Source organism: Polynucleobacter sp. UK-FUSCHL-C3 (assembly GCF_040409815.1).
In the GTDB taxonomy this organism is placed as follows: Bacteria; Pseudomonadota; Gammaproteobacteria; order Burkholderiales; family Burkholderiaceae; genus Polynucleobacter.
The window spans coordinates 425,236-438,676 of record NZ_CP099959.1 but is presented as its reverse complement, the minus strand read 5'-3'; the positions used below and the strand labels follow the sequence as shown (position 1 = coordinate 438,676).

Genomic DNA, 13,441 nt, shown 5'->3' with positions numbered 1-13,441 from the left:
TTTCTCCTACTTAATCATCAATCAAAGAAAAATGATTGTAGCGATTATTTTCCTGTAGCTTCAGCAAGACAACGTTTCATAAAAGTATCTTTTGCAGCATCAATTAATTTACGCTGACGGGCACTGTGCTCGCACTCAGACTGTGCTTGTGCCATGCAATCTTGATAGGATAGGGGTTTGGAGTTAGGGTTTGATGGATTTTGGCTTCCAGACTTCTGAGCACAAGTCTTACCCCACGCCTCCGATAAGGGGGAAAAAGAAAGAAGGGCTGCAGTCATTAAGGACATTTTCATCATCGCTACCTCCTGGTGATGGACTAGACATCATACCCAATTTACATCTAGAAAAATGGTGCAGCACCGCATAATAGTTATCCCTAAATTTTGGGATATTGGATAATCAGTCTGTGCATCAAAAAAATATCCTCAAGTCCCAAAGACCACATATTCTTTTTAACCTAGTGGGGGTGTTTTTTTCTATCTTCGTCGTCGTGCCCCTCACTAGCTCTGTAGTGAGCGCTCAAAATATTCCGGCGAGTAAAGCTGTTCAAGCGAAGGCGGTTAGCAAACAAAAAGGGATTCAGGTCAATCAACGTCAGGCAAATAAAACGGTTAAAGATACAAGCGCTTCTTTGACCGACCCTGGAACTGAAGAATATAGTCAATTTGATATTGCTCCCGACTTTAGGGTTAGCAGAGGGTGCATGCAACGTGGTTTTCGAGATAGCCGACTACCTGAAAGAATTGGTATCGAAGACCCTGAATTTTTAGATTACTTTAGAAATCAGACGGCTCGTTTTTTTAACACCATCCAAGGTTCATGCATTCCCTATGTTGCAGCATTTGGTAAACGCAATCGGCTAGAGTCACTCAGTATTATGAATGGGCCGACTCGTAACGAAAAATCGCAAATTCTTACATTCAGTATGTCGTCTTTTGGGGGATATCGCGTTCAGGAAGAAAACCTAGTCGACCAAATGCAATTCTGGACCGAAGTTCTGATTCCACTTCAAGAAGTCCTCTATGATCCCCAACGTCTTGGAGACAAATTGCCGGTAGAACTCGTTTGGGAATTAAACTCTATTGTGAAGCAGATTTATCCAGATGATTCTGGATCGATTGAGAGCACACCCATGCAGGTTCGCTTAATTGTTGATTTTGGAACCCGCGACCGTTGGGCACAAATTTGGGCAGTAGAAATCCTCAATACCAAAACGAATCAAATTGTTGCAGATGCATTTTGGCTCAATCGCCCTGAAATCTCCGGCTCATTTTTTACTTCGAGTGGTGAGTCGATCGAACGAACTTTCTGGACCAATCCACTCAGTTACCGACGAATTTCGAGAGGGGTTGGGCAAGTTTTGATTCGGTCCAGACCAAATCCGAATAATCCACAAGCACAAAATAAAGACCGGCGCTATCGAACTCATATGGGCATTGACTATGCAGCCCCAACGGGCACGCCAGTCTTTAGCGTCGCAGACGGTAAAGTGGCCTACATTGGATTTAACGGTGCCTATGGAAAGCTCATCATCATTGATCACCCTGGCAACTACCGAACCTACTATGCCCATTTAAGCAACTACAACAATGAGTTGATGGTGGGTAACGATATTCGGCGAGGGATGGAGATTGGCTATGTAGGCTCAACCGGTCGGTCAACCGGTCCCCACCTGCATTACGAGTTACGTAAGAATGGAATTTACGTTGACCCCTATAACCCAAAGATACAGTTAGATTTATGGACAATGCGGCCAAGTGATAGTGGTCAATTTACTAAACAGCTTTTATTGCTTGGTAACATTAATCCAGAATGAAGTTGCCATGTTAAAAACTCTTCGACTTGAATCCGTCTTCTGCATCCGGGGAGGTAAGTCTTTATTTACTAATCTTGATCTAGAAATAAAGCCTGGCTCCATTTTGCGCATCTCAGGTGATAACGGCTCGGGTAAGTCCAGCCTCTTGCGTATTCTGTGCGGACTTCTACCCCCTCAAGCAGGAAAGGTAGTTTGGGGTGACCGATTGATCCATGAAGATCGCGATCAATTTCATAGCGAACTAATTTATCTGGGTCATATTCCTGCTTTAAAAGCAGATTTCACTGCGATTGAGAACTTGATGAGTCTTGCGCTCCTTAGTGGTCAATCGATTACAGCGGAAGAGGCCTTGAGCGCCCTCACCGCGGCAGATTTAGCAGATCAAGCCCATCGTGCTATTCGCACCCTTTCACAAGGTCAAAAGCAGCGTATCGCACTTGCTCGCCTCCGCTTACCCAACCCGAAGCCTCTCTGGATTTTGGATGAGCCATTTAATGCCTTGGATCAACAATCTAATCAACTGCTTCAATCTTTATTGCTTGCCCATGTGAGACAGAATGGAATGGTGGCGATTAGCAGTCATCAAGCTCTGAGTATTGATGATGACCCGCAAGTAATGAGGCTCGTACTATGAGTCATTCTGCAACGAGTACCTCTATCTTTATCGGCATTATCAAACGTGATCTGCAACTTGCCCTGCGACGTAAGAGTGACAGTCTTTCGGCATTGATATTTTTTGCAGTTGTTGCCAGCTTGTTTCCTCTCGGGATTGGTCCTGAAACAAAACTCTTAATGCAAATTGCCCCCGGTATGCTGTGGATCGCTGCACTATTAGCAGCCATGCTGTCTTTGCATAAGATGTTTACTGAGGATTTTATGGACGGATCCTTAGATCAAATTCTATTGACAAAACTACCACTATCTCTTGTGGTCTTGGCAAAGACCATCGCACATTGGCTGAGTAGTGGTGTCTTGTTAGCGCTGATCTCACCAATTCTGGCTTTGCAATTTAACCTGCCGTTTGATAGCGTTGTTGTACTCTTTTTATCTCTTCTCTTAGGCACCCCCCTACTAAGCCTGATTGGCTCGATTGGCGCGGGTTTAACCCTAGCTAGCCGGGGCGGCGGTACCCTCTTGTCCTTAATTATTCTTCCGCTGGTAGCGCCAGTGCTCATTTTTGGAGCAGGCGCTGTAGAGGCCTATCAAGCAGGCTTAGGATTAACTGCTCATTTTTCACTATTGGGTGCAATGCTGGCAATTGCTTTATTTCTGGCACCCATCGCCACCGCTGCTAGTTTACGAATTGCACTGGAATAAGACCAATCAATACAATGATTCGACTTACAATACTTGCCAAGACCACCATTAAGAACTTGTGACCTATTTTGTCTATTCGTGATAACAACTGGTTTAAGTATGCCCCGCCGCAGCGCTTTTATGAGCTCTCAGGAAAGCTGATCCCGTGGTTTACGATCAGCGGCATTATTCTCAGCATCATCGGTCTTGTTGTTGGTCTTGGTATCGCCCCAACCGATCATCAACAAGGTAATTCCTATCGGATTATTTTTATTCATGTACCGGCTGCTTGGATGTCCATGCTGATTTATGTTGTGATGGCATTTTGGGCTGCAATTGGTCTCATCTTTAATGCCCGCTTAGCAAGCATGTTGGCTTTATCGCTCGCCCCCACTGGGGCAATCATGACCTTTATTGCACTCTTGACAGGGGCGGTCTGGGGGAAACCCACATGGGGCACATGGTGGGTCTGGGATGCGCGCCTGACCTCCGAGCTTGTTTTATTGTTCTTATATTTTGGTTTCTTATCTCTGCACGCCTCAATCGATGATGTGCGCAAGGCAGATCGTAGCGCAGCCCTATTAGCTATTGTTGGGGTGGTGAACGTGCCTATTATTTACTTCTCGGTGAAGTGGTGGAACACCCTTCACCAAGGAGCCTCCATTAGCCTCACCAAGGCACCAACCATGGCAACCCAAATGCTAACCGGTATGTTAATTATGGTTTTTGCGTTTTGGATGTACTCCATTGCAGTAGCCCTATACCGCTGCCGAACTCTGATCTTAGAGCGTGATCGCAATGCCCAATGGGTTAAGGAGGCTATGTAATGTTTTACTGGTCAAACTTTGCCGATTTCTTGAATATGGGGGGTTATGGCCTATATGTCTGGGGGTCTTATCTAGTCACCGCTTTAGTCCTAATCATTGAGGTTTTAAGGCTAAGAAGCCGAAATCGGGCCCTCAGAAAAACCCTATTCTCTGAATTCCACGAGTCTTCTAAAAATTAGGCAAAATACGAGGTTATGAAACCCCGTACAAAACGCGGTCTTGCGATCGCTGGCGGCCTAGCCTCTTTAGGGATTGCAACCTATCTAGTCTTGCAAACTTTTCAAAGTAATTTGGTTTTCTTTTTTAGCCCCTCCCAGGTGGTGGCAAATGAAGCTCCAAAAAATAAACCCTTTCGCATTGGCGGGCTTGTTAAGGAAGGAAGTATTCAGCGTGACCCGGGTGGCCTCAAAGTGTCTTTTATTGTGACGGATACGGCCCATGATGTTCAGGTTCAATACGAGGGACTTCTGCCAGATCTTTTTAAAGAAGGCAAAGGCGTTGTCGCACAAGGTCAGCTTGGTAGCAATGGCATCTTTGCCGCCAAACAAGTTCTTGCCAAACATGATGAAAACTATATGCCTCCAGAAGCTGCTGAAGCTCTCGAAAAAGCGAAATCCAAACAACCACAAACAGCGCCCACTCTTAAAGAATCTGCGGGAGGCAAAAATTGATTGCTGAAATTGGTCAATACTCTTTAGTGCTGGCTTTGTTTACCGCAATCATCTTGGCGGTATTTCCAATCCTTGGCGCACAAACCAATCGTCCGCAACTCAATGCCATTGCCAGACCCGCTTCATGGGGGCTTTTTGTTTGGGTGGCCATCTCTTTTATTTGCTTAACTATTACATTTATTGAGAATGATTTCAGTGTTCTCTATGTGGCACAAAACTCAAACTCCCAACTTCCTCTCATTTACCGAATCTGTGCAGTTTGGGGCGGCCATGAGGGATCGATTCTCCTATGGGCTCTTATGCTGGCTGGTTGGACCTTAGCCGTTGCGGTATTTTCTAAACACTTACCCGACAAAATGGTTGCACGGATTTTAGGGATTCTGGGTATTTTGAGTATTGGTGTGTTGTTATTTACGCTCTTAACCTCCAACCCTTTTGATCGTTTATTTCCTCCTGCGCCTGAAGGTAGAGATCTCAATCCTCTTTTACAAGACCCCGGGATGATTATTCATCCGCCGTTTTTATATATGGGCTATGTGGGCTCTGCTGTAGCCTTTGCCTTTGCTATCGCTGCCTTGCTATCGGGTCGCTTAGATGCTGCATGGGCAAGGTGGTCGCGCCCATGGGTAACAACCGCATGGTGCTTTCTGACCATTGGTATTGCCTTAGGTAGCGCATGGGCATACTACGAACTGGGCTGGGGTGGATGGTGGTTCTGGGATCCGGTGGAGAATGCATCCTTCATGCCTTGGTTGGTGGGCACCGCTCTGATTCATTCATTGGCAGTTACCGAGAAACGTGGCGGCTTTAAGATGTGGACCGCCCTCTTAGCGATTCTTGCGTTCTCACTCTCCTTACTAGGTACCTTCCTAGTTCGCTCTGGCGTCATTACCTCTGTGCATGCTTTTGCTACCGATCCAGAGCGCGGTATCTTTATTTTGGGTTTCCTCGCTTTCGTGGTCGGCGGCTCACTTTTACTCTTTGCGTGGCGTGCCCCAAAAGCCAACATCGGTGGTAATTTTGAGACTGTGTCGCGTGAGGGCATGCTCCTCGTCAATAACGTTTTGTTACTCGTAGCTGCTGCTGCAGTTTTATTAGGAACTCTGTATCCATTAATCTTAGATGCGCTTAATCTAGGCAAGATCTCAGTTGGCGAGCCCTATTTTGAGGCGGTATTTGTTCCTCTAATGACCCCTGCTCTCTTTTTAATGGGCGTTGGGCCAATTGCACGCTGGCGACAGTCTCCGCCGATTGAACTAGTTGTGAAGTTGAAATGGGCTTTTGCTGTGAGCGCTATAACGGCTGTCATTGCACCAATCATGCTGCGGTCGTGGACCCCAATGATTGGCTTTGGACTCTTGGTCTCTGCCTGGATTATTAGCTCTGGGGTTACACAATTGGTGGATCGTGCGCGCATTAATCCTGATCGATCCTGGTGGCAGAATTTACGGATTCAGCCTGCTGGATATTACGGCATGCTAATGGCGCATTTTGGAGTTGCCGTTTTTATTATTGGTGTCACTGCAGTACGTGGCTTTGAAACCGAACAAGATGTGCGGATGCAAGTGGGTGGCGTCTCTCAATCAGGTGGCTATGATTTCCAATTAGTTTCCTTAAAAACCATTGCTGGTCCCAATTACGCTGCTATACAGGGTCATTTTGATGTGAGCCGAAATGGTAAGCCGGTGACAAGTCTATATCCAGAAAAACGGATTTATACCGCTAGCCAGATGCCGATGACCGAAGCGGCCATTGACTCTGGCCTAACACGAGACCTATATGTTTCATTGGGTGAGCCTATTAATGACAATGAATGGAGTGTGCGTATTTATCACAAACCCTTTGTTGATTGGATCTGGGGTGGTTGTTTTCTAATGGCCTTAGGTGGCTTCTTGGCTATTACAGATCGTCGGTATCGCAAGAAAGAGGCTTGAGATGAAACGCTATCTCATTCCGTTGTTAATCTTTGTTGTGTTACTAGTATTTTTAGTCATCGGACTTCAGCTCAAGCCCCGCGAGGTACCATCCCCATTCATTGGTAAGCCAGCACCAGTATTTTCTCTGCCAGTATTAGGAAAAGAGCAAAGCGCCTTCTCACCAGAGCAAATGAAAGGCAAAGTTTGGATCCTCAATGTGTGGGCCTCTTGGTGCGTAGCCTGCCGCGAGGAGCACCCTTTACTGCTTGATTTTGCAAAATCACAAAATACCCCCTTGATTGGCTTAGATTACAAAGATAAACCCGAGGCCGCCAAGGCATGGCTAAAACAATACGGCGATCCTTATGAACTCTCTATTTCTGATCTTACGGGTCAAGTGGGTATTGATTATGGCGTGTATGGAGTCCCAGAAACATTTGTGATCGATCGTTCTGGAATTATTCGATATAAACATATTGGCCCCCTTACTCAGGAGGCGATCAGCCAGAAGATTATTCCCTTGATTGCAAAGTTACAGCAATGAAGTTCATTAGGCCTCCCATTCTTGCAACCCTCTCGCTACTCCTGATAGTTTGTGCTGATGTAGGCGCCCAAGTTAGTGCGAGCGCTAATAGCTCAGCAAAGATAGCAACTCCGGTTGCCAGCAATCCCGAATTAGAGAAAAGAGTATTAGAACTCTCTCATGAGCTACGGTGCCTTGTCTGCCAAAATCAAACCATTGCAGACTCTAATGCAGATTTAGCAGTGGATTTGAAAAATCAAGTACGCAAACAACTAAGTGAGGGTCGCTCTAAAGAAGAAATCCTTAAATACATGACTGATCGTTATGGTGACTTCGTTTTGTATAAACCGCCTTTTAATGGTGCAACGATCATGCTGTGGGTAGGCCCGTTTTTACTAATGTTGTTTGGTCTATTTTTCTTAGTCCGTCAAATTAAACAACGCCGGCAAGACCTTTTAGGTGAATCCTTCTCTCCCCAAGACATTGAACGTGCCCGACAACTATTAGATCGTAAGACAGAAAACTAGTAATGACCATTTTCATCATCCTTGCCATCATCATGACTGTACTTGCGGTCTTGATTATTGTGATTCCATTTCGCAGAAAGCAATTAGACCTTCAAAAAATTAGCCTTGAGCAAGATGAGAATATTGCCATCCTACAGAATCAGTTAAGTCAGTTTGAATTGGATTTTAAGGAAGGGCGAATTAATCAAGAGCAATTAGATGAATCTCGTCTTGATATTGAGAAACGCCTTTTACAAGAAGAGCGTGCTATTGCTGCAGATCAGTTTAATCCGGAGAAAGTCACTCAAAAGACTGGTAAGAAATGGCCAACAATTTGGATTGCGACAGGTTTACCACTATGCGCCATTCTTCTTTATCTCCTAGTTGGCTCACCACTCGCCCTCTATCTTCCTGAAGCAAATCAAGGGCAACCACAGCTGACCCAAAAAGATATTGAAGGAATGGTCGAGCGCCTTGCTGATAAGCTCAAGAAAGAGCCCAATAATGCCGAAGGTTGGCAAATGTTAGGTCGGTCTTATGCTGCCCTACAGAAAATGCCTGAGGCTCTTGCTGCTTATAAAAAAGCATTAGAGCTGAGTCCCAATAATGCACAACTGATGGTTGATTATGCGGATTTACTTGCTTTCCAGAACAAGAGCGTTCGAGGCGAGCCGATGCGCCTAATCCAACAAGCTTTAAAAATTGAGCCGAATAATCTAAAAGCCCTTGCTTTAGGAGGCACCGCTTATTTTGAGCTAGGTGACTTTAAGAAGGCTGAGGAATACTGGACTAAGGCAAAGAACTTGGTTCCTGCCGATAGCGAGTTTGCTCGCGGTATGACAGAAAATATTGCCTCCGCAAAGGCAGAGGCAATGAATCGTTCTAAAAAATAAATGGGGTTAACCTAAGACCAAAACGGGCAAATTGCTGTGAACGATCACTGCATGCGTTTCGCTTCCTAGCAAAATTCCTTTTAAGCCTGTGTTTGTGTTCGATGCCATCACAATGACATCCCCTTTGGCTTTTTTAGCCGTCTCAATAATGCCCTCAAATAAATTGACATTGAAAACATGGCGCATGTCCACAGTTAAGCCCTTGCCTATTTTTTCCATCGATTTCTTGAGGATTTTCTTAGCAAATGATTCGCAGGCTTTTTTATGCTGAGCATCAGAGAAAGGTATCCCTATCGTGCTATCTGCATATGCAATGGGTGGCAATGGGTCAGATACATACACCAAGGTGATCTTAGCTCCACCCGATTTAGCCAATTGTGCAACTTTTTTTAAGGATTTAAAACTAAGATCGCTACCATCAACTGGAACAATTAAATTCTTAAACATTGAACACCCCTTATTAGTAGTTTTGAGGATTTATACTCATAAGACTATGTTAAGTCTTATTACCCCGAAAAGGGAAGGGTTCTAACCAAAATGCTCAAGTATTTAGTCCCATATTTGTCCTTCTTAATTGGTCTCTTGGTGATAGATCTCATTTGGCTATTAGGCATTGCCAAAGGTCTTTATCGCTCCGAAATGGGTTCTCTGATGACCGCAAATCCTAATTTAGTTGCTGCCTTAGGCTTTTATCTTCTTTATAGTCTGGGAGCAACCATCTTTGCTGTTTACCCTGCTCTCCAAAAGCAAGCTTGGCTTGATGCCTTGATATATGGCGCCCTCTTTGGGTTCTTTTGCTACATGACCTATAACTTAACAAATCTAGCAGTGATTCGTGACTTTCCCAGCAAGTTAGCTTTAATAGATATCGTTTGGGGAAGTATTTTGACCGCTTCATGCTCTGTTCTTGCTTATTACGTGAGTCAATACTCAGAAAAATGGTTTAGAGGCTAACACAAGGGGACTTAATGCACCCAACCCTTACGGCGCTCATAGATCACAAATAGCACTCCCCAAATCACAATCGATGCGTATGCACAGATCCATGAAATCCGATCCGTTTGTGAGCCGCTTAGGTCAAGAACGAAGCCAAAAATAGCGGGGCCAAGAAGTCCGCCGCCAAAGCCCATCAGAGAATGCAAACCCATTGCCGCACCTTTAATCTTTGGGTCAGCACTAGTAACCAAGCCAGCCGTCAAGGTCGCTGAATCGGCCATAATAAAAATGGCATGTCCAATAGCCAAAGCCAAAATGAGCCAACTGGCGTGACCCATCGAGTAGGCTAGAGCAACTCCAAAGATAGCGCTCGTGATCATCACAATGCAGATCCACTTTTGACGACCTATTTTGAGAGCTAACTCATTACCTAATATAGATGCTGGCACCCCAAAGAAATTAATAACGCCGGCTAGAGTAGTCGCTGCTAAGAAAAATTGCTCACCAGATAACTGAGTACTCAAAATGAAGAATGCCACTAACCAGCTACGCGATGCGAACAGCTCTAGAGAATGAAAGGTGTAGCCTAGAATAAAGCCAGATGCATTGCGATCTTGTAATACCTGCTGCCACTTTGCCACTGGAAAAATATCGCGCCAGTTAATTACTATCCTATCGTGCCAATGAACATCATGCATCGGCCGAACGCAGAAATAAACGATCAATAAAGAAATCGTAGGGCCTAGTGCAAGCCACCGATAAACATGATGCCAATCTCCTAAATTAAGAACCCAGCCAGATACAACATACGATAAACCGGTACCAACACCAAAGAACGCGGTGTAAAAAGAGATGTGACGGGTGATCTCGCCCTGCGTCAAACGATCGGATAAGATCTTAAGTCCTGGCATATAAGTAGCGGCAAGTCCTGCGCCATTAATTGCCATGCACAGGCAAGCGCTATAGAAATCGTTTGCCAGAAAGCCCATTCCCAATAAACCAGAAATTGCTAATGTACTGCCAAATAAATAAATACGGCGCGCATCCATTTGATCGGTTAGCGCAGTTGCAAAAGGTACTAAAAGAACATAACCAACAAAAAAGGAGCTCGCGATTAAGCCAGATTCAAAATTACTAAGACCCCACTCATTCTGTAAGGTGGTCAAGGTAACTGCATACGCCGCAAATCCTAATAAAGCACCAATCTGTGCCAATAACATTAGTGGCGTATTACCTTTCAAAATACTCATGTATTGGTCTTATTGATCTTGGCCGTGGGGTGGCTCTTGAAAGCCGTTGCGACGAAAGGTAATAACTAAGGTATCGCGATAGCCGTGTGCAGCAGTTGGCTGAATTGGGGTCGTTTCATGAATCATCTTGGCATCATTTAGCAGCAATACACTCCATGAGTTTTGCAAGGTAAAGCGCAGTCCTATTGAGCCCTGAGACTCAAAAATACGGGTCTCCCCACCCTTTACCCCAACCCGATCAACTAAGATCACTGCCACAAAATCAACTCCGTCTCGATGCGCACCCTCTGGAGTGGGCCGACCAATTCCATCACTCGTATCGATACGGAATGGATGCACTTCTACAAACCATGCAGGTGATGGAGCGATTGCGGATAGCAATTGAGCTATCTTGATAATTAGTTGTTGCCAGTGTTGATTCTGAGCAAGTTCAGGCTGCAATGGCTCAAACCAACGCTCAATGCCGCCATGCAAGGCGTTGTAATCCAATGATTGCCAATGCGCTCGATGTGGTGCCATTTCCAGGCTAGAGTCACGTACGATATAGCTAGCATGCCTACGATAACGATAGCGCCCGCCATCCTTTAAATAAGGATCACGGGGTAAATGATTCCAATATGACTTAAACATATTTAACTGATCTAGGGATAAAGAAACCTGTTTAGCCAAGTTATCAGGAGACAAAACAACATAACCACGCTCTCCTAAAAAAGAGTGTGCTTGCTCAATTGGTGTAAAGGGAGGAAGTAACATCAAATAATTAAACAAATAGTTATGGTTGGTTAATCTGAATTTAGCCTATTTACCCATATTCAAGTTAAGAAAAAATCTCATGAAATAAGACTAACTAGAAAGTGAGCTGATAAAAGGTTCATGGCTTTATCATTGTATTTTTAACAATTATGCCCTGATTAATCAAATGACTATGAACTCAAACTCTTTACGTGTTGCCCTTATTACTGGTGCTGGAACTGGAATAGGAAAAGCTGCTGCCAAAGCCCTTTTAGCAGACGGCTTCTGCATTGTGCTGACAGGTCGCAAGCTAGAACGCCTTACGAAGGCCATTGAGGAGATTGGGGGTAATGACAAGAACTGTCTAGCGGTCTCTTGTGATATTGGAAAGCCCGAGGAGGTTAAATCGCTATTTACCGCTCTCAAGAATAAGTTCGGTCGGATTGACGTGCTCTTTAATAATGCTGGTACTGGTGCTCCCGCTATTCCGATGGATGAACTTACGTACGATCAGTGGATGAATGTGGTCAATAGTAATTTATGCGGTGCGTTCTTGTGCTCACAAGAGGCCATGCGCATGATGAAAGCACAATCTCCACAAGGAGGTCGCATAATAAATAATGGCTCCATCTCTGCTCATGCACCCCGCCCCAACACAGCTCCCTATACGTCAACCAAGCATGCGATTACAGGTCTGACCAAATCTATAGCATTAGATGGTCGTCCCTTTAATATTAATTGTGGGCAAATTGATATTGGTAATGCAGCTACGGAGATGACCGAGCGAATGGCCAATGGCATTATGCAAGCCGATGGGTCTATCAAGGTAGAACCTCGTATGGATGTTGATCATGTAGGTCAGGCGGTGTTGCACATGGCAAAGCTACCGCCCGAGAGCAATGTCTTATTTATGACCATCATGGCTAGCAAAATGCCTTTTGTGGGTCGTGGCTAAAACTAATTTATTTATATCCAACCTTATCCAAGATTCGCTGTGCGACCACCTGGTTACGCCCAATAGCTGCTACCGAGACCTTCTCGACTTGATAAGGTCCTAAGGCTTTCAGGGCTGGGTTATCTACTTTCACTGAGGCCACTGCAGGCCATTCATTATTGCCATCTGCCAAATAGATCTGCGCAGCATCGCTAGCCAAATACTCCAAAAATAGGACAGCGGCTTTTGGGTTAGGGGCATTTTTGGCTAAGCCGCCTCCAGAGATATTGATATGAACTCCGCCAGCATTTTGGTTGGGCCAAATGTGACCAATCTTAGAGATGACCGCAATGTCCTCTGGTTTTGTGGAGCGCATTAAGCGAGCAAGATAGTAAGAATTTGTTAGAGCAACGCCACACTCCCCCGAGGCTACTGCTTTGATTTGATCAGTATCGCCTCCCTTTGGTGCGCGAGCCATGTTAGCCACCATGCCCTTGGCCCATTGCTCTGTAGCTACCGATCCATCACGCTCAATCAATGCGCCTACTAAAGACAGCATATAGGGGTGAGAACCTGAGCGCGTACAGACCTTACCTTTATTCATAGGGTCGGCAAGTTTTTCATAGGTATTCACATGTTGTGGATCGATACTAGCTTTGTTATACACAATGACGCGGGCACGGGTTGAGAACCCAAACCAAGTAATACCATCGGCATCTGCTTTGGCCCGTAAATTAGCTGGAATACGCTGATCTAATATCTTCGATTGAATAGGTCTAAATAAGCCATTGACTTGGGCACGCCAAAGTCGTGCAGCATCAACCAATAAAATAACATCTGCTGGGCTTCTTGAGCCCTCACTGTTTAAACGCTCTAACAGGGCATTGTCATCGGCCTCAATGCGATTAATCTTAATTCCTGTTGACTTCGTAAAGTTAGCGTACAAAGCCTCGTCCGTTTGGTAATGACGAGCAGAATATAGATTTAGCTCTTTATTTGGTTCTACGGCATATCCGCTGTTTAAGAGAGTAAAAGATAAAGCAATGCTGAAAAAGAATTTTCTTGCTTTCCCGTACAAACTGCTTAACACCGAAACCATTTCGCCATTCCTTATTGATGAATTCTATAGGCATCATCCTAT

The 13,441-nt window shown here is 44.9% G+C and carries 17 protein-coding genes; 12 read left to right on the top strand and 5 right to left on the bottom strand.

The features are described from left to right. Nucleotides 1-44: 44 nt before the first annotated feature. Nucleotides 45-296: a hypothetical protein gene (locus NKE59_RS02070; RefSeq protein WP_353439253.1), complete on the bottom strand. Its 252-nt coding sequence runs from the start codon at nt 294-296 to the stop codon at nt 45-47. A gap of 170 nt (nt 297-466) precedes the next feature. Here NKE59_RS02070 and NKE59_RS02065 point away from each other — a divergent pair, with 170 nt between their 5' ends. The 10 genes from NKE59_RS02065 (at nt 467) to ccmI (ending at nt 8,448) form a co-directional block, all read left to right on the top strand. Next, nucleotides 467-1,816 carry a M23 family metallopeptidase gene (locus NKE59_RS02065; RefSeq protein WP_353439252.1) on the top strand — a complete coding sequence of 450 codons (1,350 nt, stop codon included), beginning with the start codon at nt 467-469 and terminating at the stop codon, nt 1,814-1,816. A 7-nt stretch (nt 1,817-1,823) separates the two neighbouring features. Next, a complete protein-coding gene (gene ccmA / locus NKE59_RS02060; protein ID WP_353439251.1) occupies nt 1,824-2,450 on the top strand; it encodes a cytochrome c biogenesis heme-transporting ATPase CcmA in 627 nt (208 codons plus the stop codon). Continuing rightward, the gene (gene ccmB, locus NKE59_RS02055) at nt 2,447-3,133 is read left to right on the top strand and encodes a heme exporter protein CcmB (protein ID WP_353439250.1); all 687 of its coding nucleotides are present in this window, start codon (nt 2,447-2,449) and stop codon (nt 3,131-3,133) included. Before ccmA ends, ccmB begins: the two co-directional genes overlap by 4 nt. 68 nt (nt 3,134-3,201) lie before the next feature. After that, nucleotides 3,202-3,939, top strand: a complete 738-nt coding sequence (locus NKE59_RS02050) for a heme ABC transporter permease (RefSeq protein WP_353439248.1) — start codon at nt 3,202-3,204, stop codon at nt 3,937-3,939. Further along, a complete protein-coding gene (gene ccmD, locus NKE59_RS02045) occupies nt 3,939-4,118 on the top strand; it encodes a heme exporter protein CcmD (protein WP_353439246.1) in 180 nt (59 codons plus the stop codon). The genes NKE59_RS02050 and ccmD overlap by 1 nt, the downstream gene beginning before the upstream one ends. Before the next feature lie 15 nt (nt 4,119-4,133). Beyond that, the gene (gene ccmE / locus NKE59_RS02040; protein ID WP_353439244.1) at nt 4,134-4,610 is read left to right on the top strand and encodes a cytochrome c maturation protein CcmE; all 477 of its coding nucleotides are present in this window, start codon (nt 4,134-4,136) and stop codon (nt 4,608-4,610) included. Further along, nucleotides 4,607-6,544, top strand: coding sequence for a heme lyase CcmF/NrfE family subunit (locus NKE59_RS02035; protein ID WP_353439243.1), 1,938 nt, complete (start codon nt 4,607-4,609; stop codon nt 6,542-6,544). The genes ccmE and NKE59_RS02035 overlap by 4 nt, the downstream gene beginning before the upstream one ends. 1 nt (nt 6,545) lies before the next feature. Continuing rightward, on the top strand, nt 6,546-7,070 hold the full coding sequence (locus tag NKE59_RS02030; RefSeq protein ID WP_353439242.1) for a DsbE family thiol:disulfide interchange protein: 525 nt from the start codon (nt 6,546-6,548) through the stop codon (nt 7,068-7,070). Continuing rightward, complete coding sequence (locus tag NKE59_RS02025) at nt 7,067-7,576, top strand: cytochrome c-type biogenesis protein (protein ID WP_353439241.1); 510 nt, start codon at nt 7,067-7,069, stop codon at nt 7,574-7,576. The genes NKE59_RS02030 and NKE59_RS02025 overlap by 4 nt, the downstream gene beginning before the upstream one ends. A 2-nt stretch (nt 7,577-7,578) precedes the next feature. Then, nucleotides 7,579-8,448, top strand: a complete 870-nt coding sequence (gene ccmI / locus NKE59_RS02020; protein ID WP_353439240.1) for a c-type cytochrome biogenesis protein CcmI — start codon at nt 7,579-7,581, stop codon at nt 8,446-8,448. 6 nt (nt 8,449-8,454) lie between these two features. On the opposite strand, the gene NKE59_RS02015 is transcribed toward ccmI, so the two are convergent. Beyond that, a complete protein-coding gene (locus NKE59_RS02015) occupies nt 8,455-8,895 on the bottom strand; it encodes a universal stress protein (RefSeq protein WP_353439239.1) in 441 nt (146 codons plus the stop codon). Between the two features lie 90 nt (nt 8,896-8,985). Between NKE59_RS02015 and NKE59_RS02010 the strand changes: the two genes are divergently transcribed. Further along, nucleotides 8,986-9,402: a DUF2177 family protein gene (locus NKE59_RS02010; RefSeq protein ID WP_353439238.1), complete on the top strand. Its 417-nt coding sequence runs from the start codon at nt 8,986-8,988 to the stop codon at nt 9,400-9,402. 11 nt (nt 9,403-9,413) lie between these two features. On the opposite strand, the gene NKE59_RS02005 is transcribed toward NKE59_RS02010, so the two are convergent. Both NKE59_RS02005 and NKE59_RS02000 read right to left on the bottom strand, forming a co-directional pair. After that, nucleotides 9,414-10,634 carry an MFS transporter gene (locus NKE59_RS02005; RefSeq protein WP_353439236.1) on the bottom strand — a complete coding sequence of 407 codons (1,221 nt, stop codon included), beginning with the start codon at nt 10,632-10,634 and terminating at the stop codon, nt 9,414-9,416. 9 nt (nt 10,635-10,643) lie between these two features. Further along, entirely contained in the window at nt 10,644-11,387 is a 744-nt protein-coding gene (locus tag NKE59_RS02000; RefSeq protein WP_353439235.1) for a 2OG-Fe dioxygenase family protein, read from the bottom strand. Nucleotides 11,388-11,553: 166 nt separating this feature from the next. Here NKE59_RS02000 and NKE59_RS01995 point away from each other — a divergent pair, with 166 nt between their 5' ends. Next, nucleotides 11,554-12,321 carry an SDR family oxidoreductase gene (locus NKE59_RS01995; protein ID WP_353439234.1) on the top strand — a complete coding sequence of 256 codons (768 nt, stop codon included), beginning with the start codon at nt 11,554-11,556 and terminating at the stop codon, nt 12,319-12,321. Nucleotides 12,322-12,328: 7 nt separating this feature from the next. Here the strand turns inward: NKE59_RS01995 and NKE59_RS01990 are convergent, their stop codons facing one another. Then, the gene (locus tag NKE59_RS01990; RefSeq protein ID WP_353439233.1) at nt 12,329-13,399 is read right to left on the bottom strand and encodes an extracellular solute-binding protein; all 1,071 of its coding nucleotides are present in this window, start codon (nt 13,397-13,399) and stop codon (nt 12,329-12,331) included. Between the last annotated feature and the right edge of the window lie 42 nt (nt 13,400-13,441).